This is a genomic window from Roseateles sp. P5_E4, assembly GCF_054049255.1.
The window spans coordinates 31,085-57,757 of record NZ_JBFUMS010000008.1; the positions used below are offsets into that span (position 1 = coordinate 31,085).

Genomic DNA, 26,673 nt, shown 5'->3' on the forward strand with positions numbered 1-26,673 from the left:
ACCGGGATCAGAACGGGTCCTTGAACTGCATCGTCACGAAGAACGAACCCCGCGCCTCGCCGGCCTGGCGGCGCAGGTTGGCCATGTAGCCCAGGCTGAAATCCACGCTGTCCACCAGCGTCACACGCAGGCCCGTGCCCACGGCAAGGCGGGTACGCGGGCCGCTCAGGCGCGGGCCGAGATTCACCGCATCCAGCATCAGCAGCGGGTTGATGGCGACGGCATTGATCTCGTCCATCAGCGTGTCGACGATATGGCGCACCGGCTCGATCTCGCGGCGCGCGTCTCGCTCGGCCAGCTTGGGATCGGCCGCCGCGAACCACCGCGCCAGCTGCTCGATGTCGGCACGCAGCACGGCGCCTTGTTGCGTGATTCGCGGGTTGCGCGGGCCGGCGTTGAAGCCCTCCACACACAGCGCCACCACCTGCCCCAGGGTGTTGGCGGTGTCTTCACCGGGCAGCAGTTCGGTGAACAGGCCCAGTTGCGTCAGGCTGGACTCCTGCAACACCTGGGTGATCTCGTCCTGGGCTTGAGCGAGCTGCCCCTTGCAGGCGGCGAACGCATCGCTGTCGGCGCTGCCCGCAGGGGGCTGCACGGCGGCCACGGCGCCATCCAGCGCGCCCATGGTCTGCTGCACCTTGGGCAGTTGCGCAATGGCCTGCAGATAGGTCGGCAGGGTGGTGCGGTTGTCCGCCGCGAGGGCGCCGACGGCGGAGTCCAGCTGGCCGTTCAGCGCGGCGCGGACCTGGGCGTCGCGGTAGGCCTCGGCCGGTACCAGGGGCTGGTTGAACACCGGCAGCGCCGCCGTCAGGCTCAGCGCCGAGAAGCGCCGATAGCCCGGGCTGGCGGCACTGCCGGCCAGCGCATTGGTGCCCAGGCTGCGCAGCAGCGGCGCCGCGCGGATCTGCCATTCCTCGCCGCCGATGAAGGGCTGCTCGCGCCCGCCGGCGAAGAAGCGCGCGCCGTGGGGCACCAGGCCTGCCTCGCGCAGATGGCCCAGCGTCAGACGCGTCTCCAGCGACAGGCTGCGATGGTCGGCCACCAGCCAGCGGCCCTCATGGGCGATGTCGACGATCTGCTTGACCCAGTCCAGGCCCGCGCCGCCGCTGCCGGCGCCGAACTCGACCGCATAGCTCGCGGCCAGGCTCTGCCGCGCCAGCCGTGCCGTGGTGCCGGCCATCAGCTTGAGCGACTGGTAGCGCTGGTCCGCCACCAGGCCTGCGGCGGGGTCGTCCTGGCCGCGGCTGCGGTGCTGGCCGGCGTCCAGCGCCGCTCCCAGGCGCAGCGCCAGCGCCCAGCTGCCCAGCGGATGCGTCTGAGCGAAGGCCTGGGCCTCGAGGTTGTTCTGCCCCAGCCGCGACACGGCCTTGGCGGGCACCGACTGGTCGGCATAGCCCAGCCGCCAGGCCGTGTGGGCCCAGATGCCGTCGCTGTGCTCCCGGCCTCCCTCCAGCGCGAGCGCCACGTCGCGCAGCCGATCGCTGGCGTAGGCATCGACGGCGAGGGAGCGCCAATTGAGGGTGTCGGCGTCGGCACCGGCACCGCTGCGGTTGTACAAGGCCGCCACCCCGGCGCCAGCGCCCTCGCCGGCCCGATACCCCAGGCGCGGTTGCAGGCGCATGCCCGGGCGCAAGGCCTCCTGCCCGGACTGGCGCTCTGGCGCCGCCGTCTCGCGCTGGCGCGACTCCCAGGTGAGCCCTACCGACAGGGAGGCCTTGATGGCGTAGACGAAGAACACCAGGTCCAGGCCCTGCGGCGTGCAGCTGACCATCACCGGCAGCACGCGGCCGCCGACACGGGCCTCGACATCCAGGTTGGCGAAGGGCAGCGCCGCGATCTGGTTCCACACGGCCGTGACCTGGCCGGCGCTGTAGGGCGTGCCGCGCAGCGGCTCGGCCAGGGCCTTCGCCTGGTTCAGGTCCGCGCGGATCCAGGGCAGGAAGGCCAGCGGCGTCTGCACGTCCACGGCATGGATGGGCATGCCGCCAAAGGCGCCGTTGGCCGGACAGGCATTGCCGACGACCACCGCAGCCTGCCCGGCTTGCGGGCCGGCGCTGGCGACGGCGGGCGCCAGCAGGGCGGGCAGGGACAGCGCCCAGCACGCGCCCAGTGGCGGGCGCCTCACCGCTTGATCAGCGTGCGCTGGATGGTGGCATCGGCCGCTGGGCCGCCGGGCTGCTGGCTCGCGAGCGCCGCGTTGGACGCCGGGCCGGCCAGGAAGGCGGCCTGCGTAGCGGTCAGGCCGTTGGTGGCTGTGGCGGCGGCCTTGCTGTGCAATTCCTTGTCGACGACCACGTCCAGGCTCACGCGCGCTTCGCCGTAGGCCACGGCCTTGTCATCGCGGCGGAACAGCTTGAAGTGGATGGTCCAGGTCGGCAGGCCGTTGTCGTCGCTGACCTTCTCCAGCCCGAACACGATGCGGCGCAGATCGTCCTTGGTATTCACGACGAGGTCGACCTTGATGTTGGTGATGATGTGTTCTCGGGTGGTCATGGCTGGCTCCTGATCTTGATTGACCGGCATGAGTAGGCCGCCGGCCCGCGCCGGGGTCATCCGTAGAAGTGGGGAAGGTCGGCGGCTGGCGGCTGCCGCAGGCCAGATTCGGCCTCCTCCAGCGGCGCCAGCAGCAGCTTCAGTTCCATCTCGCCGAACTTGCTCAGGCTGCTGCCGTCGTCGCTGCCGAGCAGGCCGTCGGCCAAGGCCTTCTTGCGCGCCTGCAGCTCCAGCATGCGCTCCTCGATGCTGCCCTGGGCCACCAGTTGGTAGACGAACACCGGCTGATCCTGGCCGATGCGGTGGGCGCGCGCGCTGGCCTGGGCCTGCACGGCTGGGTTCCACCAGGGGTCGACGTGGATGACGGTGTCCGCGGCCGTGAGGTTCAGGCCCACGCCGCCGGCCTTGAGACTGGCCAGCAGGATGGGCTCCTCGCGCGCCTGGAAGCGGCGCACGACCTCGCCACGCGCAGATGCGGCGGTCTGGCCGGTCAGGCGCAGATGGGGCAGGCCCAGACGGTCCAGCTCGGCGGCTATCAGGTCCAGCATTTCGGTGAACTGCGAGAACACCAGCAGGCGCCGGCCCTGGGCGACGAAATCGGGCAGGTGCTCGCGCAGCCATTCGAGCTTGGCGCGCTCCACAAAGGGCGGCATCGCCACACCCTTGAGCAGTAGCGGGTCGCAGCAGACCTGCCGCAGCTTCAGCATCGCGTCCAGCACGCTGATCAGGCTGGTGGCGTTGAAGCCGTCGCGCGCCAGGATGCGCCTGACCATGTGGTCGGCCGCCACGCGCACGCTCTCGTAGAGCTGCTTCTGCTGGCCCACCAGCGTGACGCGCTTGACCAGCTCGGTGAGCGGCGGCAGCTCGGTGGCGACCTCCGTCTTCATGCGTCGCAGGATGAAGGGCCGCACACGCGCCGCGAGAAGGCGGGCGCGCGGGCCGTCGCGGTTGACCTCGATGGGCTTGCGCCAATGGCGCGCGAAGCTGCGCGAGTCGCCGAGGAAGCCGGGCATCAGCAGGTCGAACAGCGACCACAGCTCGCCGAGGTGGTTCTCCAGCGGCGTGCCGGTGAGGGCCAGGCGGTGACGCGTGTCCAGGCGCCGCAGCGCGCGGGCGGCACGGGCCTGGGCGTTCTTGACGGCCTGGGCCTCATCGAGGATCAGCAGATGCCAGGGCTGGGCGGACAGCTTGCGCAGGTCGCGCCAGACGAGGCTGTAGGTGCTGAGCACGACGTCGGTATCGGCGAGTTGCGCCGCCTCGCGATCGGCGCCATGCCAGGTCATCAACCTGAGTCCCGGCGCGATGCGAGCGGCCTCCTGCTGCCAGTTGAAGAGCAGCGAGGTCGGCACAATGACGAGGGCCGGGCGGTCCAGCCGGCCGGCCTGCTTCTCGGCCCAGATGTGCGCCAGAGCCTGCGCCGTCTTGCCCAGGCCCATGTCGTCGGCCAGGATGCCGGCGAGGCCCTGCTCGCGAAGGTATTGCAGCCAGGCCAGGCCATGCAATTGATAGGGCCGCAGCTGCAGGCCGAGACCTTCGGGCTGCGCCATCGAAGTCGGCGCGCCGGCCGCCAGCAGGCGCTGGCCCAGCGCTTTCAGGCCCGCGTCGCCATGGATCTGCCAGCGGCCGCGCGATTCCTCCTCGATGCAGCGGATGCGGTCGGCGTCCCAGGCATTGAGCTTGAGCGGTTTGCCCTCCTCCAGCTCCACCGGCTTGAGCAGATCCAGCAGCGCCAACATGATGGCCTTGAGCGGCGCGGCAACGGCGTGATAGCGGCGGCCACCAGGCGCGCGCAGCGACACGATGGCGTCGTCCTCGATGGCGCCTATCGCCACCGCGTCGAGCCAGCGCTTGTCCTTGCGCAGCAGGTTGGCGATCAGCGGGGCCAGGTCGATGCGCTGGCCATCCACCTCCATGCCCAGGCTGACCAGCCAGGCGCCGGTGCGCCGCTCCAGACCCAACCCTTCGACACGCCGGTCGGGCTTGGGCGCCTCGGGCACTTCTTCCGTCAGGCCCAGCTGCCAGCCGCTGACGAACTGGCTGTGGTGGGCAAAGCCGGGCTCGGTCGTGACCTGCCAACCCAGGGCCCGCAGCTCCGGCACTTTCTCGGCGTTGAAGTCGCCGAAGAACTCTTCCTGGACCAGGGTCCAGAGCGAAGCGCCCAAAGGCTGCGGCGCACCGCGCCATTGCAGCAGGGCCGGGTCCAGCGCAATCAGGCCACGCGTCAGCAGCGCCAGCTCGGCTTGCACGTCGGCCGCAGCCAGCATCGCCACCGTCACTTGCTCGCCCCGCGGGCCGAGGGCGCCGCGCGGGCGCAGGCCGAGCAAGCCGTCGCCGCGCGTCAGCGTGCGCAGCGTCAGGTGAGGTGGAGGTGCGACAGGCATCGCGACAGTCTCGCAGCCCGCGAGACTGTCGCGGCCGAACTCAGGACTTCAGCACACCCTTGATGTGGGCGGCGATGGCGTCGTCCTGGCAGTTCGTGAAGAACAGTTCCTGGAACTTCTCGCCCGACACGGCGGCCTTCAGCAGGTCCTGGTCGACGGCCTTCAGCGTCGTCAGCATGTCCTTGCACGACGCGGCCTTCAGGTCCTTCAGGATGCCGCGGTTCTTGGCCATGATGGCGGCGCGCTCCTTGGGGTAGCCGGCGCCGCGCTCGTTCTCGAGCAGCTTGCGGTAGCAGTCCTGCAGGTTCAGCTCAGCGGCCCAGCCGAAGCCCTTGGCGTAGGGCATGGACATGCAGTTGCCGTCGTTGATCTGGCCGAACAGGAAGGCGTCGGTCGGGTCGATGACCAGGCCGCAGAAGACGCCGGGCATGGAGTTGCAGGCCAGCATGGAGCCCATGCCGGTGCCGCAACCGGTGACGACGAAGTCGGCGGCTTTGGAGTTCAGCAGGATGCCGGCCAGCAGGCCGTTCATCACGTAGGTGAGCGACGCCTTGTCCTCGGGCGTGTACATGCCGTAGTGGTGGACGCTGTGGCCCAGCGGCTCGGCGACGGTCTTGAGGGCGTTGTGGACGATCTCGGACTTGGCGGCCTGGCTGTTCTCGATGATGAGGGCGATCTTCATGGCGGGTGGCTTTCGGTAGCGGAATGGGGGCTGGGGCGGCACAGGCCACCCCGGTTGCATGGGCCGCGGCTGCTCGAGCCAGAGGGGCTCGAGCGCGGGCCGTCATGCCAGGCGTCCGCCTCGAAAGGCCGGGACTGCATGGTCCCGATGGAGCAACCTGGCCAACCGCGCACCTCGAAGCGAGGTGCTGACGCTGGCGCCATTGTGCCACTTGCGCCAAATATTGGAACGCCGTTTCATAAAAGCACTCGAGCCCGCGATCGATGCGATGCGAGCCTCGCAGCATCAGCGGCGGTGGGGATCGTTGGGCCGGCGGTCGGCACCGTTGGGCACTCCATCACGGTCCGCGTCGCCCCGGGCCCAGCCACCGCGCCGCAGCTCCCAGTGGCCGTTGCGCTCCTCCCAGGCGGGCTGGTTGTACATGTAGCCGCGGCGCTCCTTCACCCAGACGCCCTGCTGCCAGACGTGGCGGCGGCCGTTCCAGTTCCAATAGCCGGGCACCCAGACATAGCCGCGGCGCGCGCCCGGCATCACTTCATGACGTGGGGGCGGGGGTGCGGTCCGGATGGACACGCTGACCTGTGCTGCGGCTGCGGTCGGGAGTGCTGCTGCACCAAAGGCACAGCTGGCGACCAGACACGAAGCGAGGAGGGTTCTGTTGAGCATGACGATCTCCAAGTGACAGGAGGTCATTCAACGACTGGCCCCGACGCGCGGTGGTCGGACAAGCGCCCGTCGTGCCGCAAAGTTGTGCAAAGCGGGCCTCAGTCGCCCTCGCCACCCAACGGCTTCAATTGGCGCCCGGCCGGCAGCGCCCTCAAGTATTTGAAGGTGCCGGTGGCGTGGGCGCAGAGCTTGTCGTCCGCGCCGAAGACCGAGCCCTCGCAGAAGGCCATGGTCGTCGAGCGGTGCAGCAGCTTGCCCACCGCCCGCAGTTCACCCTCGCCGGGGCGCATGAAGCTGGTCTTCATCTCCACCGTGACGACGCCCGGACCGAGGTCCGGCAGGTGCCGGTTCACGCTGCGGGCGGCATGCGCCATCGCCACGTCCAGCAGCGTCATCACCACGCCGCCATGGGCCACGCGCCAGGAGTTCAGGTGCTGTTCGCTGATCAATAGCCGAAGCTCGGCTTCGCCGTCGCCGACCGAGTGCAGCGTGAAGCCGAGTTGCTGGACGAAGGGGATGTGGACCGGGAATTCCATGGCAGCCTAGAAACGGTAGTTGGGCGCGGCCGAAGGGGCTGCGCTGGGGTGCGCTGGCAAGGCGCGACGACGCTGCGGGCTCGCGCCCGCGAGGAGAAGCAACGCGGCCAGCGTGCGCCAGCGCAGGCCAGGCGGGCGTGCAGCGTTGCCACCCACATGGTGAACGTGGCCGTGGGTCCAATCTTGTGATGAAGCAAGAACTTGCATGCGCTGGGTAGCGGTCGACTGCCGTTTCTAGGCTTATCCCCCATGGATGGCGCTGACGCCGCCGTCCACCGCCAGGATCTGGCCGGTGATGTGCTTGCCGGCCCTGGACGCAAACAGCAGGGCCGCGCCCTTCAAGTCGTCGTCATCGCCGATGCGGTTCAGCGGCGCGTGGGAAGCGAGTTGCTCTTCACCGATGGTCGCCATCAGGCCCTTGGTCATCTTGCTCGGGAAGAAGCCCGGCGCCAGCGCGTTGACGGTGATGCCGTATTGGCCCCACTCGCCGGCCAGCGCGCGCGTGAAGTTCACGGCCGCGCCCTTGCTGGTGTTGTAGGCGATGGTCTTCATGACGGCCGAGTTGCCGCCGAGACCCGCGATGGAGGCCACGTTGATGATGCGGCCCGACTTGCGCGGGATCATGCTGGCCTTGGCCACCGCTTGCGCAAAGACGAAGAGGCTGCGGATGTTGAGGTCCATGACCTTGTCCCAGGCCTCGATGGGATGCTCCTCGGCGGGCGCGCCCCAGCTGGCACCGGCGTTGTTGACGAGGATGTCGATCTGGCCCAGGCGCTCCATGGTCTCCATGACGACGCGCTGCGCGTCTTCCTCCTTGGACGCATCGGCCGCCACCCAGCGCGTGTCGATGCCGCGCGCCTGCAGGTGGGCCGCGGCCTCCTCCAGGTCGGCCGCCTTGCGCGAGGTCAGCATGATCTTGGCGCCTGCTTCACCGAGGGCTTCGGCGATCTGCAGGCCCAGGCCACGCGAGCCGCCGGTGACGAGGGCCACCTGGCCGCTCAGGTCGAAGAGGTCTTGGACTTTGGTGCTCATGGTGTCTCCTTAGAAGTATTCAGCTTTCATTTCGCGGCACAGCGGCTCGCGGCGCGCAACCACGTCCAGCCAGGCGCCGATCTTGGGCAGCTCGTAGGCGAAGAAGTAGCGGGCCGCGGCGCGCTTGCCGTGGGCGAAGTCGCTGTCCCCGTGCACGCTCAGCACGACGTCCAGCCACAGCCAGGCCAGCACCGTGTGGCCGAAGGCCTGCATATAGGGCGTCGCATTGGCCAGCGCTTCTTCGGGCTCGCCCGTGCTCCAGGCCTTCTTGGTCGCGCCGCCCACTTGTGCCAACGCTGCGGCCAGCTGGTTGGCCTGCGGCGCCCAGTCGGTCTGCATCGCGCGCTCGATGGTCTGCTGCACTCGCGCGGCCAAAGCAGCGAGAGACGCCCCGCCCTGCTGCACCACCTTGCGACCCAGCAGGTCCAGCGCCTGGATGCCATGCGTCCCCTCGTGAATCATGTTCAGGCGCTGATCGCGCCAGTACTGCTCGACGGGGAAATCACGCGTGTAGCCATAGCCGCCCAGCACCTGGATGGCCAGGGAGTTGGACTCCAGGCACCACTCGCTCGGCCAGCTCTTGGCGATGGGGATGAGCACGTCCAGCAGCGCCTGCGCCTCGGCCTTCGCGTCACCGGTGTTCAGCTCGTCGACGAGGCGGGCGCAGTACAGCTCCAGCGCCAGGCCGCCCTCGACATAGCTCTTCTGCGCCAGCAGCATGCGGCGCACATCGGCGTGTTCGATGATGGGCCGCTGCGGGCTGGCCGCGTCCTTGCCCGTCGCGGTCATCGGCCTGCCCTGGGGACGCTGCTTGGCGTATTCCAGGCTGGCCTCGTAGCCGGCATAGCCCAGCATGACGGCACCGAGACCCACGCCAATGCGCATCTCGTTCATCATGAAGAACATGCAGCGCAGGCCTTCGCCGGGCTTGCCGACGAGATAGCCCACGGCACCCGCTTTGCCTTCCGGCTGGAAGCGGCCTTCGCCGAAGTTCAGCAGGCAGTTGGTCGTGCCGCGGTGGCCGAGCTTGTGGTTCAACCCGGCCAGCGCGATGTCATTGCGCTCGCCGGTCAGCTGGCCGTTCTCGCCGACCATTTGCTTGGGCACGATGAAGAGCGAGATGCCCTTGGTGCCCGGAATGAGCTTGCCGTCCGGCCCCGGGATCTTGGCCAGCACCAGGTGGACGATGTTCTCGCGCAGCTCATGCTCGCCGCCCGAGATCCACATCTTGTTGCCGCGCAGGCGGTAGCGCGGGCCGAGGGCGTCGTTCTCGTCCTCCAGCTCGGCGCGCGTGACCACATCGGACAGCGACGAGCCCGCCTGCGGCTCCGACAGGCACATGGTGCCGAACCACTGGCCAGCCAGCAGCGTCTTGGCGAACACCTCGCGCTGGCGCTCGCTGCCGTGTTCCATCAGCAGGTTGGCATTGCAGGTCGTCAGCACGCCGTAGGAGCCAGCGTGGACGTTGGCCATGCTGACGAAGGCATTGGCGGCCGTCTCGACGAGGCAGGGCAGCTGCATGCCGCCCAGCTCGTAGTCATGCGCCGCAGCCATCATGCCGGAGTCGACCAGGGCATTGACCGCCTCCAGCGTCGCCGCGGGCAGGTGCACGCGCTCGCCACCTTCATCCACAACCACGCGCGGCTCCTCCGTGTCCATCAGCCTGTAGCTCGGCGCGAACTTCTCGCGGGCGATGCGCTCGCAGGTGTCGAGCACGGCGCTGAAGGTCTCGCGCGAATGGTCGGCAAAGCGCTCGCGCGCGGTGAGGTCGCCAGCACGCAGCCAGTCGAACAGAAGGAACTCCAGGGTGTCGCGCATGGCTGCTATCCCGTTGTGGTGACGGCCGTGGGCTCAATGCCCAGGTCGGCCATGATCAGTCGCCCGCTACGCGGACGATGGTGCCCTGCGCCAGCGCGCAGAGCTTCTCGGCGCCGCCCTTGACGGCAAAGATCTCGCAGCGACAGACCGCCTGGTTCTTGCTGACCGCGTCGGCGCTGGCGCGGGCGATCAGGCGTTCGCCAACGGCCGGACGCACATAGTTCACCTTGAACTCGCTCGTCACGACCTCGACCTGCATGGCCGTGCCGCCGGCATAGGTCAGCGCGTTGTCGGCCAGATAGCTGACGACGCCACCATGCGCAAAACCATGCTGCTGCAGATGCTCGGGCTTGAGCACCAACTGCAGCTCGACCTTGCCCGGGGACAGCGCCGCCAGTTCCGTGCCGAGCAGGCGGCTGAAGGCTTGCTTGGCCAGGATCTCGCGGCCCATCTGCAGGAAGACCTCCGGCGAGACGGCCATGGTCTTCAGAGCACTTCGAAGATGCCAGCCGCGCCCATGCCGCCGCCAATGCACATCGTCACGCAGACGCGCTTGGCACCGCGGCGCTTGCCTTCGATCAGCGCATGGCCGGTCAGGCGCTGGCCCGACACGCCGTAGGGGTGGCCCACCGCAATCGCGCCGCCGTTGACGTTCAGGCGGTCCATCGGGATGCCCAGCGTGTCGGCGCAGTACAGCACCTGCACGGCGAAGGCTTCGTTCAGTTCCCACAGGTCGATGTCGGCAACCGTCAGGCCGAGCTTCTTCAGCACCTTCGGGACGGCGAAGACGGGGCCGATGCCCATCTCGTCGGGCTCGCAACCGGCCACGGCAAAGCCGAGGAAACGGCCGATGGGCTTGAGGTTGTGCGTGGACGCGTATTGCTCGCTGACCAGCGCGCAGGCGCCGGCACCGTCGCTGAACTGGCTGGCGTTGCCGGCCGAGATCAGACCGCCGGGCATGGCGGAGCGCAGGTCCTTGATGGCGTCATAGGTGGTGCCTTCGCGCAGGCCCTCATCAGCGCTGATGGTCACTTCCTTGCTCATCAGGCCCATGACCTTGTCGGCCACGCCCATGGTCGTCGTGACCGAGATCAGTTCGTCGGCGAACTTGCCGGCGGCCTGGGCGGCGCAGGCCTTCTGCTGGCTGCCGGCGCCGTACTGGTCCATGCGCTCGCGCGAGATGTTGTAGCGCTTGGCCACGTTCTCGGCGGTCTGCAGCATGTTCCAGTAGATCTCGGGCTTGAGCTTCATCAGCGCCGGGTCGACCAGCATGTGCTTGTTGGCCTCTTGCTGCACGCAGGAAATGCTCTCGACGCCACCGGCGATGTAGACATCGCCCTCGCCGGCAATGATGCGCTGCGCGGCCATCGCAATGGTCTGCAGGCCGCTGGAACAGAAGCGGTTGATGGTGACGCCGCTCACCGTGATCGGCAGGCCGGCCTTCAGCGCGATCTGGCGCGCGATGTTGGAGCCGGTGGCGCCTTCGGGCGTGGCGCAGCCCATCAGCACGTCTTCGATGGCGCCGCCATCGATGCCGGCGCGCTCGACGGCTGCCTTGACCGCGTGGCCGCCGAGTGTGGCGCCGTGGGTCATGTTGAACGCGCCCTTCCAGCTCTTGGCGAGCGGCGTGCGGGCGGTGGAGACGATCAGTGCGTTGCTCATGTCTTGTTCCTTGTCAGTCGCGCGCTGCGATCAAGTGAAGCTCTTGCCTTCCGCCACGAGGCGGGCCAGCAGCGGGGCGGGCGTCCAGAACGCACCGTCATCCATCGGGTTCTTGGCAAAGCGCTTCATTGCCTGCACGACGTTGAAGAGGCCGAGGGTGTCGGCGTAGCACATCGGGCCACCGCGGAAGATGGGAAAGCCGTAGCCGGTCAGGTAGACCATGTCCACATCCGACGCGCGCTGGGCGATGCCTTCTTCCAGCAGGTGGGCGGCCTCGTTGACGAGGGCGAACACCAGGCGGTGCACGATCTCCTCGTCGGTGATGTCGCGCTTCTTGGCGCCGATGGCTTCGCGGTGCTTGGCCAGCATCTCCTCGACGACGGGGGACGGGATCGCGTCGCGCTTGCCGGGCAAGTAGTCGTACCAGCCAGCACCGGTCTTCTGGCCGAAGCGACCGAGTTCGCACAGACGGTCGGCGCTCGCCGAGTACTTCATGTTGGCGCGCTCGACAGCGCGGCGCTTGCGGATCGCCCAGCCGATGTCATTGCCAGCCAGGTCACCCATGCGGAACGGGCCCATCGCGAAGCCGAACTTCTCGACCGCCTTGTCGACCTGCTGCGGCGTGCAGCCTTCATCGAGCAGGAAGCCGGCCTGGCGGCTGTACTGCTCGATCATGCGGTTGCCGATGAAGCCGTCGCAGACGCCCGACACGACAGCCGTCTTCTTGATCTTCTTGCCAATGGCCATGACCGTGGCCAGCACATCCTTGGCGGTTTCCTTGCCGCGCACCACTTCCAGCAGCTTCATCACGTTGGCTGGGCTGAAGAAGTGCATGCCCACCACGTCCTGCGGGCGCTTGGTGAAGGAGGCGATCTTGTCGACGTCCAGCGTCGAGGTGTTGGACGCGAGGATGGCGCCGGGCTTGGCGACTTCGTCCAGCTGCTTGAAGACGGCCTCCTTGACGCCGATCTCCTCGAACACCGCCTCGATGATGAGGTCGGCGTCACCCAGGTCCGCGTAGTTCAGCGTCGTGCTCAAGAGCGCCATGCGCTGGGCGTATTTGTCTTCCTTGAGCTTGCCCTTCTTGACCTGCGATTCGTAGTTCTTCTTGATCGTCGCGACGCCGCGGTCCAGCGCTTCCTGCTTGGTCTCCAGGATGGTGACCGGGATGCCCGCATTCAGGAAGTTCATCGAGATGCCGCCACCCATCGTGCCGGCGCCGATGACGCCCACCTTGGCGATGGTGCGCAGCGGCGTGTCTTCGGGCACGTCGGAGATCTTGCTGGCCACGCGCTCGGCGAAGAACAGGTGGCGCAGCGCCTTGGACTCGGGCGTCAGCATCAATGCCATGAAACCCTCGCGCTCGGCGCGCATGCCGTCGTCGAACTTCATGTTGACAGCACTGGCCACGGTCTCCAGGCAGCGCAATGGTGCCGGGAAGTTCTTGCTCATGCCGCCCACCATGTTGCGGGCGAACTGGAAGTAGGCCTCGGCGTTGGGGTGGCGGGCTTTCAGGTCGCGCACCTTGGGCAGCGGGCGCTTCTCGGAGACTTCTTCAGCGAACTTGACCGCCGCGTCGACCACGTCGGCGTCGACGATCTTGTCGAACAGCTTCTGGCCCGGGACCATAGCCAGCATCTGCGCCTCCACCGGCTCGCCGCTGACGATCATGTTCAGCGCGGGCTCCACGCCCAGCGCGCGCGGCAGGCGCTGCGTGCCGCCGGCGCCAGGCAGCAGGCCCAGCTTCACTTCGGGCAGCGCGACCTTGGTGCCGGTCTGCGCGACGCGGTAGTGGCAGCCCAGGGACAACTCCAGGCCACCGCCCATGCAGACGCTGTGGATGGCCGCGACGACCGGCTTGCTGCAGTTCTCGACGACAGCGATCAGGCTCAGCAGGTTCGGCTCGGCCAAGGCCTTGGGGCTGCCGAACTCCTTGATGTCGGCACCGCCCGAGAAGGCCTTGCCGGCGCCGGTGATGACCAGGCTGGTGATGGCCGGATCGGCTTCGGCGCGCTCCACACCGGCCGCAACGGCGGCGCGGGTGGCAAAACCCAGGCCATTGACCGGCGGGTTGTCGAGCGTGATCACGGCGACGCTGCCGCGAACTTCGTAATGGGCTGTCATGGGCACGACCTCAGTTGGCGGGCCCACCGCGCCTTGCGCAGCCGGCCCAGAATAGAACGACCGTTCGATTCTAGGCAGCGCCCGCCGCGCAGTCTTGTCCCGGCAGTGACAAGGCCGTGAAGGGCTCAGTACTGGGACTTGGGCAGGACCACGGTGTCCTTGAACGCCTTGGCCGCCTCCGGCTCCGCTGGCGGCTGCAGCTTGGCCTCGGCATAGCGGCGCATGGCCTCGGCGGCATCCAGGGGGGCAACAGGTGCAGGAGCCTGGCGCGGCGCGGGCCGCACTGCCAGGCGCAGCTCATGGCAATCGCGCTGCAGCTGCTCCACCTGCTTGCGTGCCTGGGTGAGCTGCTGGGCGCCAAGTTGGCGGGACTGCTCCACGTGCATCACCCGCTCATGCTCGCGCTTGATTCGTTTGGCTGCCCAGGCGTAGACGGCACCTCCCGCCACCAAACCGCCCACAGCAAAGCTGCCCACCAGCTGCAACAGTTGACCGTTGTCCATTTTTTCTCTCCCCTGACACCGTTGTCCGTTGGCACTGTATCGGTCTGACAGCGCAACGCCCGTCTTGCCAGGGTTTGTCACGAGTCGCCACCGCTCCGTCTCGCCCTTGGACGCCCAGCGCCCCCCGGCTAGAGTGCGGGCCATGCTGATTCCGGTCGTCTACCCACCCCGCGATCCCGCGCCGCCGCCGCAGTTTTCCCCGCCGCCGCCGCCAAAGTCGGAGGAGCCCGCGCCTCCTCCACCGCCCGAGCCGCCTTCCACGGCATCCACGACCGAGGGCGATGTGCCCTGGATGCTCTATCTGCTGCGCGTGCTGGGCCTGTGCGCCTTTCCCGTCGTCATCGTCATCGCCGGCGTCGCCGTGCTGCTCGGCCTGGAACAGGCCCGCGAAACGCTGCTGTCGCTGGAAGTGGGCAGCGCACAGACCGCCCTCCTCGTCTTCACCTTCGGCTTGTGGCTGCTGCTGGCCTGGTATGTGAGCCGCCTGCTGCTGGACCGCCGCTTCAAGCCCGACACGCTGGGCGAGTGCATGAACCCGCGCTTTGGCGACGGCCTGCGTCGCTGGCTGCCGCGCGGGCTCATCCTCGGCGGCGGCCTGCCCATCGCGATCTTCTTCCTGGTGCAGACGCGCGAGCGCCTCATCGGCGTCGCGCTGCTGGCCGTCACGGCGGGACTGGCCCTTTTTGTCTGGAAGCGGCGCGCCTGGCTGCTCAAGCTCGGCACGGGCTCGTGGCTGGCGCGTTGCCTCGCCCTGGATGGCCGGCGCGACGCCATCGCGCTGCTGGAGCGCGAGGACCGCATGAGCACGCCGTCGCGCGTGCTCGTCGCGCTGGTGCTGCTGCTGCAATGGGGCGTGTTCGCCGCCCTCGTGGCCTGGCCCGAGGCCACGGCGCGCGCCATCGGCTCACCGGCCCTGGTGCTGCTGGCCATGGGCAGCTGGATCGTCTTTGGCGGCATCCTGCTGACCTATGCACCCAAGGCGTTGATACGCATGCCGCTGACGCCGTTGCCGCTGCTGCTCTTCGTGGCATTTGCCCCGCTGAACGACAACCACCGTGTGGCCGACCCTGAGCGCAGCGCTCGCAATGCCATCGCCGCCCGCCAACCGGCCGACGCCTGGGTGCAAACCTGGCTGCGCACCGTGGGCGCGGATGGCAAACGGCCGCTCGTGATCGTCGCCGTGGCCGGCGGCGCCTCGCGCGCGGCGTATTGGGGCAGCGCATCGCTGGCGCGCCTGCAGGATCTCGGTGAACAACAGGGCGTCAACTTCGCCGACTCGGTCTTCGCCATCAGCGGCACGTCGGGCGGGGCCCTGGGCGCGGCCAGCTTCGTCGCCGCCGTGGACGCGCGCCGCCAGGCGCTCGACGCCGCCAATTGCACACCCTGGAAGCTGGTGCGCGACTTCACCGGCCGCGACCATCTCGCCACGCCGGTCGGTGACATGCTCTACCCCGACCTGGTGCAGCGCTTCCTGCCCCTGGCCGTCGCCGGCGCGGACCGATCTCTCGGCCTGGAGAAGGTCTGGACGCATGACTGGCCCAGGAGCCTGGCCCAGCAATGTCCGCTGCGCCCGACCGCCCATCCCAACCCCTGGGGCGAGGCGATGACGGCCTTGCACGGCCGCGCCACCGACGCCGAATGGCTGCCGCTGCTGGCCATGAACACCACAGCCCTGTCGCGCGGCCAGCGGGTCTACCAGTCCGACTTCCTGCTGGCCGGTGGCGACGGCATCGACCTGCTCGACCCCTCGCTCGGCCTGGAGGTCGAGCGCATGACGCTGGCCCAGGCCGTGCACAACAGCGCCCGCTTCCCCTACATCAGCCCTGCCGCAGCCGTCATCTTCAAGGAGGCGCACAGGGATGAGGAGAACGGCGATGTCGGCCGCGTCTGGGACCGTCTGGGCGATGGCGGCTACGTAGAAGCCAGCGCGACACTGCTGCTCTCCGACTTGCTGCGCGACCTCGAAGCCAGCGGGCGGCTCAAGGCCTGCAAGCCCGAGGACAACTGTGCCGCCCAAGGCGTCCTGGACCGCTCGCGGCTGCGCCTGCTGCTGCTGGTCAACAGCGCCTCGCAGGTCGACGACTGGCTGTGCCGCGACGCACCCACGGCTGCCGATGCGCAGCCGCTGGACGGGCGCCGCTACCGCGCCACGCACATGGGCCTGAACGAGGTGGTCGCGCCGGCGCAGGGCATCCTGAACAGCAACGACGCCCGCGCGCGGGACTCGGCAGTCGAGCTCATCAAGCGCATCGGCGGCTGCGGCCAGGTGGCGGAGCTGCGCATGCCTGCACTGCCGGGCCAACGCCAGCCGTCGATGAACTGGATGCTGAACTCGGCCTCGCGCGAGCTGATCGACGCGGCACTGCTGGAGAAGCTCAATGCCACCGACCCGGCCGTCGGCGCGGCGCAGGCCCAGCTGGTGGCCCATCTGCGCCAGGCCAAGGGCTGGATGCTGCAGATGAAATAGGGCCGTCACAATGCGGCCCCCATGCCCAGCTTTCTCCTGCACCTCTGCACCGCGCCGCAGCGCCGCGCACTCTGGCGCGCCTTGCTCGCCGTCCTGCTCATCGTCATCACCTGCCTGGCCCTGAGCCCGGCACCGCCCAAGACCATCACCACCGGCTGGGACAAGTCCAACCATGCCCTCGCCTTTGCCGCGCTGGCCTTCAGCGGTGTCTGGGCCATGTGGCCCGTCTCGCAGCGGCCGCGGCAATGGATCTGGCTGGTGATCGCGCTGATCGGCTACGGCATTGGCATCGAGATCGCGCAGAGCTTTCTGCCACCGCGCGAGGCCGACTGGCACGACGTGGTGGCCGACAGCGTCGGCATCGCCCTGGGTCTGCTGGCGGCCTGGCCCATCACAGCCAGCGCAGCACGCCGACCGTGACGGCGGGCACGAACAGCAGCAGCAGCAACCTCAGCACGTCGCTGGCCAGGAAGGGCATGACGCCCTTGTAGGTCTCGTTCATCGGCACGTCGCGCGCCATGCCGTTGACGACATAGACGTTCAGCCCCACCGGCGGCGCCAGCATGCCGATGCCCACCGTCATCAGCACCAGGATGCCGAACCAGATCGCCTTGGGCTCGGGCGCAAGGCCGAACAGGTCCAGGCCCATGATGGTCGGGAAGATGACGGGAATGGTCAGCAGCAGCATCGACAACTCGTCCATCACGCAGCCCAGCACCACGTAAAAGGCCAGCACGCCGGCGACGATGGCCAGCGGCGGCACGGGCAGCCCGCCCACCCACTGCGCCAGATGCGCGGGCATCTGCGTCAGCGCCAAGGCCGAATTCATCATGTCGGCGCCGAGGAAGATCATGAAGACCATGGCCGTCGTCTCGGCAGTGCCCAGCAGCGCGCGCTTGAGTCCATCGCCGCGCAGCTCGCCCGACAGCAGGCCGCTGGTCAGCGTCGCCAGCGCGCCGATGGAGGCACCCTCGGTCGGGCTGAACAGGCCACCGTAGATGCCGCCAAAGACGACGACAAAGATGGCCAGCAGCGGCCATACGCCCAGCAGAGCGTGCCAGCGCTCGCTCCAGCTGTGGCGCGGTCCCGGCACGGCCAGATGCGGCCGCAGCCGGCAGGTGATGGCGATGACCGCGAGATAGCCGGCGGTTGCGATCAGGCCGGGGATGAAGGCGGCGGCGAACAGCTTGGCGATGTTCTGCTCGGTCAGGATGGCGTAGACGATCAACGGCACCGACGGCGGGATCAGAATGCCCAGCGTGCCACCCGTCGCCAGCACGGCAGTGGACAGGCGCCCGTGATAGCCCGCGGCCTTCATCTCGCCGTAGGCCACCTGGGTGATGGTGGCGCAGGTGGCCACCGACGAGCCGCAGACCGAGCCGAAAGCGGCCGACGCCAGGATGGCCGCAAAGGCCAGGCCGCCGCGCCAGTGGCCGACCCAGGCAGATGCGGCACGGAACAGCGCCCTGGACAGCCCCCCCTGCGTGGCGAACTGGCCCATCAGCAGGAAGAGCGGAATGACCGACAGCTCGTAGACGGTGAGGCGTGCGACGGCCGAGCCCTTGATCAGGTTCAGCAGCGCCGCGTCGTTGCTGAGCCAGGCATAGCCAAGGGCGCCGGGGATGAACATGGCCGCGGCGATAGGCACGCGCAGCGCCATGAGCGCGAGCATCAGGCCGAAGATGACCAGGCCGGCGGTCACTTCTTGACCGCCTGCGCGACAGCAATGACGGCCGTCAGCGCAAGGCCCGGCGCCAGGATGGCGTAGGCCCACCACATCGGCAGGCCCAGGATCATGGTCTGCTCACCGGCCTCGTCCACCGCCGCCGCGCCCATGCCGGTGCGCCAGGCCAGCAACCCCAGCATGACGGCCAGCAGCAGCGCGCCGAAGCGGTCCAGCGCGCCATTGACGCGCTCGGGTGCAGCCTGGGTAAAGAAGTCCACGATGATGTTGCCGCGCCGCAGCTGGCACCAGGGCAGGCACAGCGCGATCGCCAGCGCGATGCCGATCTGGCTCAGTTCCACATCACCACGCACGGGGCTGGCGAACAGGTTGCGGCCGATGACGCTCCACAGCGTCATGCCGGCGACGAGCAGCGCGCAGACGCCGCCCAGCAGCGCAAATACTGCCGCCAGCTTCTCAAGCCATTTCACTTCTTGTACTTGGCCAGCAGCGCCTGCGCTTCGCTCAGCATCTGCTTGCCGGGCAGGCCACGCTTGTCCATGTCGGCGGCCCAATCGTCGTAGAGCGGATGGCTGGCCTTGATCCAGTTGTCCACCTCGGCAGCCGGCACCGTGTAGAAGACATTGCCGCGGTCCACCGCCGGCTTTCGGCCAGGCGCCTGGCTGGCATCCCAGGTGCGGCCGGCGGCCTGTGACAGGGCGGCGCCGGAGTTCCTGTCGATGACGGCCTTCAGGTCGGCCGGCAGGCTGTCGTATTTGGCCGGGTTCATCGCCAGGATGAAGACCGCGCTGTACAGCGCCGGCCGGCTCGGGTCGGTCTCGGTGTGGTACTTGACCATCTCGTGCAGCTTGACCGAGGGGATGACCTCCCAGGGCAGCGCAAAGCCGTCGATGGTGCCCTTGCTGACCGCATCGGCCACGGCCGGCAGCGGCATGCCGACCGGTGAGGCACCCAGGCTGCTGAGCAGCTTGTTGGTCTGGCGCGTCGGTGCGCGCAACTTCAGGCCCTTGAAGTCGGCCAGCGTCTTGATCTGGCGCTCGCGGGTGTGCAGATAGCCCTCGTCGTGCGTCGCGAACATCAGCGGCTTGACCGCGGCAAACTCCTTGACGGCGTACTTGCCATAGAAGTCCCAGGCTGCGCGCGACGCCGCCTCGGCGGAATTCGTCATGAAGGGCAGCTCGAACACCTCCATGATGGGAAAGCGCCCGGCCGTGTAGCCCGGTAGCGTGAAGGCGATGTCGACGACACCGTCCTTGACCTGGTCGATCAACTGGGCCGGCGTGCCGCCGAGCTGCATGGCCGGGTAGACCTGGCATTTCAGGCGGTTGCCGGAGTCTGCCGCGATCTTGTCGCACCAGGGCGCCAGGATCTGTGTCGGCGGCATGGCGCCGGGCGGCCAGAAGTGATGCACCTTGAGCGTGATCGGCTCGTTGGCCTGCACCGCGGTCGCGGCCAGCAGGGCGGCGATGAAGGCGATTGCTTTCATGCCCGGTCTCCTTGTTGTATGGCGGCGATCCTAGGGGAATTGGCTCTGCTGACATCCCCGCACCCACCCTAGGGGGGGGTGTCCTACAGCCAAAGACCCTGCACTGACATACCGTTGGCAGCAGTTTGCGATACGGTGCCACCCATGTTGACCGAGCTGCTCCGCGCCACCCGAGCCCATTCGCTCGCCCTTGCCGCGCCCCTGTCGGACGAGGACGCCCAGCTGCAGTCCATGGCCGACGCCAGCCCTACCAAATGGCATCTGGCCCACACGACCTGGTTCTTCGAGACCCTGGTGCTGTTGCCACATCTGCCGGACTACTGCGTCTTCGACGAGCGCTGGCCGCGCCTCTTCAATTCCTATTACGAGAGCCTGGGCCCGCGTCATGCGCGCCCGCAACGCGGCCTGCTGAGCCGGCCCAGCCTGGACGAGGTCAAGGCCTACCGCCGCCATGTGGATGCCGCCCTGGCCGACCTGCTGCCACATGCTGGCGACGATGCCCGCCGGCTGATCGAACTGGGCTGCCACCACGAGCAGCAGCACCAGGAGCTGCTGCTGACCGACATCCTGCACGCCTTTTCCTGCAACCCACTGCTGCCGGCCTACGACGTGTCAACACCGCTCAAGGCCGTCGCCCCCGATCAGGCCTGGTTGAAGCACGCTGGCGGCATCGTCGACATCGGCCATGGCGGCAGCGGCTTTGCCTTCGACAACGAAGGCCCGCGCCACCAGGCCCTGCTCGCGCCTTTCGAGATCAGCAACCGCCTCGTCACCTGCGGTGAGTACGAAGACTTCATCGACGCGGGCGGCTACCGCGAGTCGCTGCTGTGGCTGTCCGATGGCTGGGCCACCGTGCAGGCCCAGGGCTGGCAGCGACCGGCCTACTGGCTGGAAGACGGCAGTGTGTTCGGCCTGCATGGCGTGCAGCCGCTGGATGCAGACGCGCCTGTCATGCAACTCAGCTTCTACGAGGCTTGCGCTTTTGCTGAATGGGCTGGCGCGCGGCTGCCGACCGAGTTCGAGTGGGAGGCGGCATGCGGATTGCCCGGCTTCGCGCTGGCCGCCGATCAGGCCTGGCAGTGGACGCGTTCCAGTTATTCGCCCTACCCCGGTTTCAAACCCGCGGCGGGCGCGGTTGGTGAATACAACGGCAAGTTCATGGTGGGGCAGCAGGTACTGAGAGGCGGCAGCCTTGCGACCCCGCTGGGCCACGCACGACCAAGTTACCGCAATTTTTTCCCGCCGGCCGCGCGCTGGCAGTTCAGTGGAGTGAGGCTCGCAAGATGAAACCAGGAATTGAATGGCGCCAGCCCCGCGCTTCAGCCGACAACGAGCAGTTCGCGGCCGACCTGCACGCGGCGCTGAGCCGCGCGCCCAAGGTGATCTCGCCCAAGTACTTCTACGACGAGACCGGCTCCAAGTTGTTCGAGCAGATCTGCGACCTGCCCGAGTACTACCCGACGCGCACCGAACTGTCACTGCTGCAGACGCATGCGGACGACATGGTCGCGCAGATGGGCGGCCAGGTGCAGCTCGTCGAATACGGTGCCGGCGCTCTGCGCAAGGTGCGCCTGCTGCTGGACGCCATCCCGCGCGACAGCGTGCAGTTCGTGCCGGTGGACATCTCAGGCCCGCACCTGCTGGCGGCCTGTGACGGGCTGGCAGGCGACTATCCGGGCCTGGCCATCCAGCCGCTGGTGGCTGACTTCACGCGCCCGCACACGCTGCCACCCTGCCCCGAAGGCAGCCGCCGTGTCGGCTTCTTCCCTGGCTCCAGCATTGGCAATTTCACGCCGAGCGAGGCGGACGCCTTCCTGCGTCTGGCCGCGGGTGAACTGGCCGGCGGTGGCCTGCTGATCGGCATCGATCTCGTGAAGGACCACGGCACGTTGCATGCGGCCTACAACGATGCGGCCGGCGTGACAGCAGCCTTCAACATGAACCTGCTGCACCGCGCCCGGCAGGAACTGGGCGCGGAGTTCCCACCGGACGGCTTCGAGCACCTGGCCTTCTACAACCCGGCCTACCGACGCATCGAGATGCATCTGCGTGCGACGCGGCCGCTGGAGCTGAGCTTGGGTGGGGAGGTCTACACCTTCCACGAGGGCGAGACGCTACACACCGAGCATTCGCACAAATACACGGTTTCGGGCTTTCAGTCCCTGGCGGAGCGCGCGGGTTTCAAGCCAGGCAAGGTGTGGACGGATGAGAACGGGTGGTTTGCGGTGCTGTGGCTGGAGGCAGAGAGCAGCAAATAGGCCAGCGCTATGCGCGCCTCCCACCAAAACCCGGGCGCTTGCTGTCGTGCTTGACGACGATGATCCTGACCTCGTCCGCGATCACGCGATAGACAACGGTGTATGGAAAGACGCTCATGGCGAAACCGCGTCGGCCATTTGAGCGTGGCGAGCCGATGTCGGGATGCTCAAGGAGCAGGGCAGCAAGCCGTTTGAACTCCGCAACAAAACGGGCTGCCACGATGGGCGAGCCCTCACGCTCGTAGAAGGCGGCGGCTTCGTGGACGTCTTGCTCTGCGGCCGGATGCAGTGTGACCTTCATCCGGGAAAGCGGGCTTCCAGTCTGGCGACGGCCACATCGACGGGCACGGCGTTGGCGGTGCCGACTTCAAGCTCTTGCTCGCGTTCGTCGGCCAGTTTGTCCCAAGCAGCCTCAACGCCAGCGTCCACGTCCAGGCTGGCGATCAATCGATCCAGCAACTTCGCGCGATCGGCTGGCGATAGTCGCAGTACTTCTGCTTGAAGGGTTTCGAGAGCGGTCGTCATGAGCATCCCCTGGGGCCCGAAGCTTGGGCAGTTCGGGTAGCTTGCCACAACTCCGTTCGGGCACTGCGAACCCGAACGATGCATGATGCGGTCGGCGATGCGATTCACTGCGTTCACCCCTACTGGAGCCCGGCGATATAGCGTTCTGCCGCGTCAGAACACGGAATCGATTGGCAGCGATCTCAGATCGCCAACCTCTCCCGCACCCCATCCGCCGCCATGTCCTTGCCCCGCCCCCGCATGACGATCTCGCCGCGCTGCATCAGCAAGTACTGGTCGGCCAGCTCTTCGGCGAAGTCGTAGAACTGCTCCACGAGCACCACCGAAAGCCCCTTGTCGTGGGCCAGGTGCTTGATGACGCGGCCGATGTCCTGGATGACGTTGGGCTGGATGCCTTCGGTCGGTTCGTCCAGCAGCAATACCTTGGGGCCGGGCGCCAGCGCGCGGGCGATGGCCAGCTGCTGTTGCTGGCCGCCGGACAGGTCGCCGCCGCGGCGGCTCCGCATCTTGTCGAGCACAGGGAACAGCTCGAACAGCTCCTTGGGCAAGGGCGTGCCCGCGGGCTGGCTGGAAAGACCCATTTGCAGGTTCTCCATGACCGTGAGCCGGCCGAAGATTTCCCGGCCCTGCGGCACGTAGCCCAGGCCGGCGCGAACGCGCTGGTGCGTCTTCAGCTTGTTGATCGCCTCGCCGTCCAGCGTGATGCTGCCGGACGTGACAGGCACGACCCCCATCAGGCTCTTCAGCAGCGTCGTCTTGCCGACACCGTTGCGACCCAGCACGACCGTGATTTCACCGGGCTTCAGGTCGAAGCTCAGGCCGCGCAGGATGTGAGAGCCGCCGTAGTGCTTGTGCAGATCCTGCACTTTCAAGATGTCATCTGCCAAGGTACACCTCGATCACCTTCTCGTCCGACTGCACGGCGGCCATGGTGCCTTCGGCCAAGGTCTTGCCTTCATGTAAAACCGTGACCGTGCGATGCGCGCCGGCCAGCGTGCCGACGAAGTTCATGTCGTGCTCGACGACGACGAGCGAATGCTTGCCCTCCAGACTCAGGAACAGCTCGGCGGTGCGCTCGGTCTCCTCGTCAGTCATGCCGGCGACGGGCTCGTCGAGCAGCAGCAGCTTGGGGTCTTGCGCCAGCAGCATGCCGATCTCCAGCCACTGCTTCTGACCGTGGCTCAGCAGGCCGGCGACGCGTTCACGCTCGTCGGCGAGATGAACCGTCTTCAACAGCTCATCCAGGCGATCACGCTGTTCGCCATTCAGCTTGGCGCGCATTGCAAAGCGCGCGCGGCGATCACCGGCGAGAGCCAGCTCCAGGTTCTCAGCCACGGTCAGCGCCTCGAACACCGTCGGCTTCTGGAACTTGCGGCCGATGCCGGCGCGGGCAATCTGCTGCTCGCTCATCAGGCGCAGGTTGAGGTTGCTGCCGAAGAAGATGCGCCCGCTGTCGGGCCGCGTCTTGCCGGTCAGGCAGTCCATCGTCGTCGTCTTGCCAGCACCGTTCGGACCGATGACGCAGCGCAGTTCGCCCACGCCAACCGTGAACGACAAGCCGCCCAGCGCCTGGAAGCCATCGAAGGCGACCTTCAGCTCTTCGACGTAGAGCGCAACACCTTGGTTGAAAACAGGCTCGCCAGACGTGGCGAAGCGGGTAATGGCACGGGAGCGAGCCTCAGCGCCCGCCTCAAGAAGTTCTGGTGTCATTTCTTGAACCTCTTCGCCAGCCCCATCAAGCCTTGCGGCAGGAACAGCGTCACCGCGATGAAGAGCCCGCCGAGGATATAGAGCCAGCCCTCCGGCCACCAGGCCGTGAAGACCGATTTCGTCCCATTGACGAAGAAGGCACCGAGCACCGGTCCGATCAGCGTGCCGCGCCCGCCGACCGCTGCCCAGATGGCCATCTCGATACTGGCCGCCGGGCTCATCTCGCCGGGGTTGATGATGCCGACCTGGGGCACGTAGAGGATGCCGGCCAGCGCGCACATGACGGCCGAGATCACGTAGGCGCTGAGCTTGAAGGCGACGGGGTCATAGCCGAGGAAGCGCACGCGACCCTCGGCGTCGCGGATGGCTTGCAGGATGCGGCCCCAGCGGCTTTTTGTCAGTGCCCGGGCGATCAGGTAGCAAGTAATCAGCGCCAGGCCGCTGGCGATGCACAGACCGACCTTCATGCCCGGCGTGTTCAGCGGCATGCCGGCGATGCGCTTGAAATCGGTGAAGCCGTTGTTGCCGCCAAAGCCCGTCTCATTGCGGAAGAACAGCAGCATGGCCGCCACCGTCAGCGCCTGCGTGATGATGGAGAAGTACACACCCTGGATGCGCGAGCGGAAGGCGAAGTAGCCGAACACCGCCGCCAGCAGGCCGGGCACGGCCAACGCCAGGAAGATCTGCCCCGCCAGCGAATCGCTGAGCGCCCAGTGCCAGGGCAGTTCCTTCCAGTTCAGGAAGACCATGAAGTCCGGCAGGTCCGACTGGTACTGGCCTTCACGGCCGATCTGGCGCATCAGGTACATGCCCATGCCATAGCCACCCAGGGCAAAGAAGAGCCCATGGCCCAGCGACAGGATGCCGCCGAAACCCCAGATGAGGTCCAAGGCCAGGGCACAAATGGCAAAGCAAAGAAACTTGCCGAGCAGGCCCACGTAGAACTCGCTCAAGTGCAGCGCGTGGCCGGGCGGGAAAGCGAGGTGCAGCAAGGGCACGAACAGCAGCACGAGGGCCACCGCGATGAGCAACGTCTTCTTCATTCGACCGACCTGCCCTTCAACGCGAACAGGCCTTGTGGCTTTTTCTGGATGACGAGCACCAGCAACATGAGCAGCGCGATCTTGGCGAGCACAGCGCCCTGCCAACCCTCCAGCAGCTTGGACAGCACCCCAAGGCCCAAGCCCGCGTAGACGGTGCCGGCAAGCTGGCCGACGCCGCCGAGCACGACGACCATGAAGGCGTCGACGATGTAGCTCTGGCCGAGGTCAGGGCCGACATTGCCGATCTGGCTCAGCGCGCAGCCGGCCAGGCCCGCGATGCCGGAGCCGAGCGCGAAGGCCATGGTGTCAACCTTGGCGGTGTTGACGCCCACGCAGGCCGCCATGCGGCGGTTCTGCGTGACGCCACGCACCATCAGGCCCAAACGCGTCTTGGCCAGCAGCAAAGCCATGCCGACCAGCACCAGCGCTGCAAATCCAAGAATGGCCAGACGGTTGTAGGGCAGCGTCAGGTTGGGCAGCAGCGCCCAGCCGCCGGACAGCCAGGTGGGGTTCTCGACCGCCACGTTCTGCGCGCCGAACAGCGTGCGTACGGCCTGCATCAGCACGAGTGAAATGCCCCAGGTCGCCAGCAGCGTCTCCAGCGGCCGGCCGTAGAGCCAGCGGATCACCGTGCGTTCCATCGCCGCACCGACGAGAGCCGCGACGATGAAGCTGGCGGGCAGCGCCAGCCACAGGTAGTAATCGAAGGCCGCAGGCAGCCAGGCGCGAAAGCCCTGCTGCACGCAATAGGTGGCGTAGGCGCCCACCATCAGCAGCTCGCCGTGCGCCATGTTGATGACGCCCATCAGGCCGTAGGTGATGGCCAGGCCTAACGCGACGAGCAAGAGCACAGAGCCGAGGCTCAGGCCCGAGAACAGCAGCTGCGCGCGCTCGCCCCAGGCCAGGCGGTCGCCGATGGCGTCGATGGCGCTCTTCATCGCGGCCTTGGTGGAGGCATCGGTCTCGTTGCCGATGCGATCCAGCAGCAGGGCCCGCGTCGTCGGGTCGGCGCTGCCGGCCAGCTCGACGGCAGCGGCGCGGCGCTGTGCAGCGTCGGTGGACGACAGCTTGGCGCCGGCCACCAGCGCACTCAACTGGCCGCGCAGGTCCGCATCGGTCTCGGCCGCCAGCGCACGCTCGTACAGCGGCAGCTTGGCCGCGCTGGCGTCCTCACGCAGCGTCGCCAGCGCCTTGGCGCGCGTGTCGCGATCCTTGGACAGCAGGGCCAGCCCGGCCAGGGCCGAGTCGATCTCGCGGCGCAGGCGGTTGTTCAGCATGGGTTCGTCGCCCTCTGGCGGCGCGGCGCCCTCGGCGGCCACGACCGCCTTGCCCTCGCGCAGCCGCACTCGGCCGTCGAGCAGTGCGTGCAGGTAGTCCGCCAGCGCCGGGTCAGCCTGCGCCACGGCCTCGTTGAGGGCGGCGACACGCTCGTCACCCTCACCCGCAGCGATGCGGGTGAGCAGCTCGGGTGGCAACGCAGCCCAGGCTTGAAGGCCACACAGCGCCAGCAGCCAACCGAAAAGAAGTCGCTTGATCATGAAGGCCCAGCCGAGTCAAAACCAGCGCGGTGCGACAGCACGCGCGCCTCTCCAGTGGGCGCCGC

General features: G+C 67.8%; 25 protein-coding genes. 4 read left to right on the forward strand and 21 right to left on the reverse strand.

Annotation, left to right across the window (positions count from 1 at the left end; all coding sequences use genetic code 11):
* Positions 1 to 7: 7 nt before the first annotated feature.
* From ACXJLH_RS16335 to ACXJLH_RS16390, 12 genes are all read right to left on the reverse strand, one after another.
* Complete coding sequence (locus ACXJLH_RS16335) at positions 8 to 2,125, reverse strand: hypothetical protein (RefSeq protein ID WP_457445278.1); 2,118 nt, start codon at positions 2,123 to 2,125, stop codon at positions 8 to 10.
* Positions 2,122 to 2,493, reverse strand: coding sequence for a hypothetical protein (locus tag ACXJLH_RS16340; RefSeq protein ID WP_457320325.1), 372 nt, complete (start codon positions 2,491 to 2,493; stop codon positions 2,122 to 2,124). Before ACXJLH_RS16340 ends, ACXJLH_RS16335 begins: the two co-directional genes overlap by 4 nt.
* Before the next feature lie 56 nt (positions 2,494 to 2,549).
* The gene (locus tag ACXJLH_RS16345) at positions 2,550 to 4,874 is read right to left on the reverse strand and encodes a DEAD/DEAH box helicase (protein ID WP_457445280.1); all 2,325 of its coding nucleotides are present in this window, start codon (positions 4,872 to 4,874) and stop codon (positions 2,550 to 2,552) included.
* 40 nt (positions 4,875 to 4,914) lie between these two features.
* Complete coding sequence (locus ACXJLH_RS16350) at positions 4,915 to 5,556, reverse strand: RpiB/LacA/LacB family sugar-phosphate isomerase (protein WP_457320329.1); 642 nt, start codon at positions 5,554 to 5,556, stop codon at positions 4,915 to 4,917.
* A 285-nt stretch (positions 5,557 to 5,841) separates the two neighbouring features.
* A complete protein-coding gene (locus tag ACXJLH_RS16355) occupies positions 5,842 to 6,087 on the reverse strand; it encodes a YXWGXW repeat-containing protein (RefSeq protein WP_457391912.1) in 246 nt (81 codons plus the stop codon).
* A 233-nt stretch (positions 6,088 to 6,320) separates the two neighbouring features.
* Positions 6,321 to 6,758, reverse strand: a complete 438-nt coding sequence (locus ACXJLH_RS16360; RefSeq protein ID WP_457445282.1) for a PaaI family thioesterase — start codon at positions 6,756 to 6,758, stop codon at positions 6,321 to 6,323.
* Positions 6,759 to 6,998: 240 nt separating this feature from the next.
* On the reverse strand, positions 6,999 to 7,790 hold the full coding sequence (locus tag ACXJLH_RS16365) for an SDR family oxidoreductase (RefSeq protein WP_457445284.1): 792 nt from the start codon (positions 7,788 to 7,790) through the stop codon (positions 6,999 to 7,001).
* A 9-nt stretch (positions 7,791 to 7,799) separates the two neighbouring features.
* On the reverse strand, positions 7,800 to 9,608 hold the full coding sequence (locus tag ACXJLH_RS16370) for an acyl-CoA dehydrogenase (RefSeq protein WP_457445286.1): 1,809 nt from the start codon (positions 9,606 to 9,608) through the stop codon (positions 7,800 to 7,802).
* 55 nt (positions 9,609 to 9,663) lie between these two features.
* Complete coding sequence (locus ACXJLH_RS16375; protein WP_056203739.1) at positions 9,664 to 10,089, reverse strand: PaaI family thioesterase; 426 nt, start codon at positions 10,087 to 10,089, stop codon at positions 9,664 to 9,666.
* A 5-nt stretch (positions 10,090 to 10,094) separates the two neighbouring features.
* Complete coding sequence (locus ACXJLH_RS16380) at positions 10,095 to 11,270, reverse strand: acetyl-CoA C-acyltransferase (protein ID WP_457320339.1); 1,176 nt, start codon at positions 11,268 to 11,270, stop codon at positions 10,095 to 10,097.
* Between the two features lie 30 nt (positions 11,271 to 11,300).
* The gene (locus tag ACXJLH_RS16385; RefSeq protein WP_457445288.1) at positions 11,301 to 13,394 is read right to left on the reverse strand and encodes a 3-hydroxyacyl-CoA dehydrogenase NAD-binding domain-containing protein; all 2,094 of its coding nucleotides are present in this window, start codon (positions 13,392 to 13,394) and stop codon (positions 11,301 to 11,303) included.
* 125 nt (positions 13,395 to 13,519) lie between these two features.
* Complete coding sequence (locus ACXJLH_RS16390; RefSeq protein WP_157282083.1) at positions 13,520 to 13,897, reverse strand: hypothetical protein; 378 nt, start codon at positions 13,895 to 13,897, stop codon at positions 13,520 to 13,522.
* A 142-nt stretch (positions 13,898 to 14,039) separates the two neighbouring features.
* Here ACXJLH_RS16390 and ACXJLH_RS16395 point away from each other — a divergent pair, with 142 nt between their 5' ends.
* Together ACXJLH_RS16395 and ACXJLH_RS16400 are read left to right on the forward strand one after the other, a co-directional pair.
* Positions 14,040 to 16,364 carry a hypothetical protein gene (locus tag ACXJLH_RS16395; protein WP_457445290.1) on the forward strand — a complete coding sequence of 775 codons (2,325 nt, stop codon included), beginning with the start codon at positions 14,040 to 14,042 and terminating at the stop codon, positions 16,362 to 16,364.
* Positions 16,365 to 16,385: 21 nt separating this feature from the next.
* Positions 16,386 to 16,784: a VanZ family protein gene (locus ACXJLH_RS16400; RefSeq protein ID WP_457445292.1), complete on the forward strand. Its 399-nt coding sequence runs from the start codon at positions 16,386 to 16,388 to the stop codon at positions 16,782 to 16,784.
* Here the strand turns inward: ACXJLH_RS16400 and ACXJLH_RS16405 are convergent.
* The 3 genes from ACXJLH_RS16405 to ACXJLH_RS16415 are packed head-to-tail and all read right to left on the reverse strand — an operon-like array spanning position 16,756 to position 19,534.
* The gene (locus ACXJLH_RS16405; RefSeq protein ID WP_056204472.1) at positions 16,756 to 18,036 is read right to left on the reverse strand and encodes a TRAP transporter large permease; all 1,281 of its coding nucleotides are present in this window, start codon (positions 18,034 to 18,036) and stop codon (positions 16,756 to 16,758) included. The genes ACXJLH_RS16400 and ACXJLH_RS16405 overlap by 29 nt on opposite strands.
* A 26-nt stretch (positions 18,037 to 18,062) precedes the next feature.
* Positions 18,063 to 18,518, reverse strand: a complete 456-nt coding sequence (locus ACXJLH_RS16410) for a TRAP transporter small permease (RefSeq protein WP_457445294.1) — start codon at positions 18,516 to 18,518, stop codon at positions 18,063 to 18,065.
* Positions 18,515 to 19,534 carry a TRAP transporter substrate-binding protein gene (locus tag ACXJLH_RS16415; RefSeq protein WP_457323569.1) on the reverse strand — a complete coding sequence of 340 codons (1,020 nt, stop codon included), beginning with the start codon at positions 19,532 to 19,534 and terminating at the stop codon, positions 18,515 to 18,517. Before ACXJLH_RS16415 ends, ACXJLH_RS16410 begins: the two co-directional genes overlap by 4 nt.
* Positions 19,535 to 19,678: 144 nt before the next feature.
* Between ACXJLH_RS16415 and egtB the strand changes: the two genes are divergently transcribed.
* On the forward strand, positions 19,679 to 20,821 hold the full coding sequence (gene egtB, locus ACXJLH_RS16420) for an ergothioneine biosynthesis protein EgtB (protein WP_457445296.1): 1,143 nt from the start codon (positions 19,679 to 19,681) through the stop codon (positions 20,819 to 20,821).
* Positions 20,818 to 21,792 (forward strand): L-histidine N(alpha)-methyltransferase, encoded by a 975-nt coding sequence (gene egtD, locus ACXJLH_RS16425; protein WP_457445298.1) that lies wholly within the window; start codon positions 20,818 to 20,820, stop codon positions 21,790 to 21,792. Before egtB ends, egtD begins: the two co-directional genes overlap by 4 nt.
* A gap of 7 nt (positions 21,793 to 21,799) precedes the next feature.
* Here the strand turns inward: egtD and ACXJLH_RS16430 are convergent, their stop codons facing one another.
* The 6 genes from ACXJLH_RS16430 to urtB all read right to left on the reverse strand — a co-directional run bounded on the left by ACXJLH_RS16430 (position 21,800) and on the right by urtB (position 26,608).
* The gene (locus ACXJLH_RS16430; RefSeq protein WP_056203768.1) at positions 21,800 to 22,093 is read right to left on the reverse strand and encodes a type II toxin-antitoxin system RelE/ParE family toxin; all 294 of its coding nucleotides are present in this window, start codon (positions 22,091 to 22,093) and stop codon (positions 21,800 to 21,802) included.
* Positions 22,090 to 22,317 carry an addiction module protein gene (locus ACXJLH_RS16435; RefSeq protein WP_056204477.1) on the reverse strand — a complete coding sequence of 76 codons (228 nt, stop codon included), beginning with the start codon at positions 22,315 to 22,317 and terminating at the stop codon, positions 22,090 to 22,092. Before ACXJLH_RS16435 ends, ACXJLH_RS16430 begins: the two co-directional genes overlap by 4 nt.
* Before the next feature lie 182 nt (positions 22,318 to 22,499).
* Positions 22,500 to 23,192, reverse strand: coding sequence for an urea ABC transporter ATP-binding subunit UrtE (urtE, locus tag ACXJLH_RS16440; protein ID WP_056204481.1), 693 nt, complete (start codon positions 23,190 to 23,192; stop codon positions 22,500 to 22,502).
* 1 nt (position 23,193) lies between these two features.
* Complete coding sequence (urtD, locus tag ACXJLH_RS16445; protein ID WP_457353642.1) at positions 23,194 to 24,027, reverse strand: urea ABC transporter ATP-binding protein UrtD; 834 nt, start codon at positions 24,025 to 24,027, stop codon at positions 23,194 to 23,196.
* Positions 24,024 to 25,070, reverse strand: a complete 1,047-nt coding sequence (gene urtC, locus ACXJLH_RS16450) for an urea ABC transporter permease subunit UrtC (protein ID WP_056203775.1) — start codon at positions 25,068 to 25,070, stop codon at positions 24,024 to 24,026. Before urtC ends, urtD begins: the two co-directional genes overlap by 4 nt.
* Positions 25,067 to 26,608, reverse strand: a complete 1,542-nt coding sequence (gene urtB / locus ACXJLH_RS16455; RefSeq protein ID WP_457445300.1) for an urea ABC transporter permease subunit UrtB — start codon at positions 26,606 to 26,608, stop codon at positions 25,067 to 25,069. The genes urtC and urtB overlap by 4 nt, the downstream gene beginning before the upstream one ends.
* Between the last annotated feature and the right edge of the window lie 65 nt (positions 26,609 to 26,673).

Bases quoted from the DNA above. Each gene is read 5' to 3' on its own strand.
- ACXJLH_RS16340 (WP_457320325.1), bottom strand. From the start codon at position 2,493: ATGACCACCCGAGAACACATCATCACCAACATCAAGGTCGACCTCGTC.
- ACXJLH_RS16345 (WP_457445280.1), bottom strand. From the start codon at position 4,874: ATGCCTGTCGCACCTCCACCTCACCTGACGCTGCGCACGCTGACGCGC.
- ACXJLH_RS16350 (WP_457320329.1), bottom strand. From the start codon at position 5,556: ATGAAGATCGCCCTCATCATCGAGAACAGCCAGGCCGCCAAGTCCGAG.
- ACXJLH_RS16355 (WP_457391912.1), bottom strand. From the start codon at position 6,087: ATGCCGGGCGCGCGCCGCGGCTATGTCTGGGTGCCCGGCTATTGGAAC.
- ACXJLH_RS16360 (WP_457445282.1), bottom strand. From the start codon at position 6,758: ATGGAATTCCCGGTCCACATCCCCTTCGTCCAGCAACTCGGCTTCACG.
- ACXJLH_RS16365 (WP_457445284.1), bottom strand. From the start codon at position 7,790: ATGAGCACCAAAGTCCAAGACCTCTTCGACCTGAGCGGCCAGGTGGCC.
- ACXJLH_RS16370 (WP_457445286.1), bottom strand. From the start codon at position 9,608: ATGCGCGACACCCTGGAGTTCCTTCTGTTCGACTGGCTGCGTGCTGGC.
- ACXJLH_RS16375 (WP_056203739.1), bottom strand. From the start codon at position 10,089: ATGGCCGTCTCGCCGGAGGTCTTCCTGCAGATGGGCCGCGAGATCCTG.
- ACXJLH_RS16380 (WP_457320339.1), bottom strand. From the start codon at position 11,270: ATGAGCAACGCACTGATCGTCTCCACCGCCCGCACGCCGCTCGCCAAG.
- ACXJLH_RS16385 (WP_457445288.1), bottom strand. From the start codon at position 13,394: ATGACAGCCCATTACGAAGTTCGCGGCAGCGTCGCCGTGATCACGCTC.
- ACXJLH_RS16390 (WP_157282083.1), bottom strand. From the start codon at position 13,897: ATGGACAACGGTCAACTGTTGCAGCTGGTGGGCAGCTTTGCTGTGGGC.
- ACXJLH_RS16395 (WP_457445290.1), top strand. From the start codon at position 14,040: ATGCTGATTCCGGTCGTCTACCCACCCCGCGATCCCGCGCCGCCGCCG.
- ACXJLH_RS16400 (WP_457445292.1), top strand. From the start codon at position 16,386: ATGCCCAGCTTTCTCCTGCACCTCTGCACCGCGCCGCAGCGCCGCGCA.
- ACXJLH_RS16405 (WP_056204472.1), bottom strand. From the start codon at position 18,036: ATGCTCGCGCTCATGGCGCTGCGCGTGCCTATCGCCGCGGCCATGTTC.
- ACXJLH_RS16415 (WP_457323569.1), bottom strand. From the start codon at position 19,534: ATGAAAGCAATCGCCTTCATCGCCGCCCTGCTGGCCGCGACCGCGGTG.
- egtB (WP_457445296.1), top strand. From the start codon at position 19,679: ATGTTGACCGAGCTGCTCCGCGCCACCCGAGCCCATTCGCTCGCCCTT.
- egtD (WP_457445298.1), top strand. From the start codon at position 20,818: ATGAAACCAGGAATTGAATGGCGCCAGCCCCGCGCTTCAGCCGACAAC.
- ACXJLH_RS16430 (WP_056203768.1), bottom strand. From the start codon at position 22,093: ATGAAGGTCACACTGCATCCGGCCGCAGAGCAAGACGTCCACGAAGCC.
- ACXJLH_RS16435 (WP_056204477.1), bottom strand. From the start codon at position 22,317: ATGACGACCGCTCTCGAAACCCTTCAAGCAGAAGTACTGCGACTATCG.
- urtD (WP_457353642.1), bottom strand. From the start codon at position 24,027: ATGACACCAGAACTTCTTGAGGCGGGCGCTGAGGCTCGCTCCCGTGCC.
- urtC (WP_056203775.1), bottom strand. From the start codon at position 25,070: ATGAAGAAGACGTTGCTCATCGCGGTGGCCCTCGTGCTGCTGTTCGTG.
- urtB (WP_457445300.1), bottom strand. From the start codon at position 26,608: ATGATCAAGCGACTTCTTTTCGGTTGGCTGCTGGCGCTGTGTGGCCTT.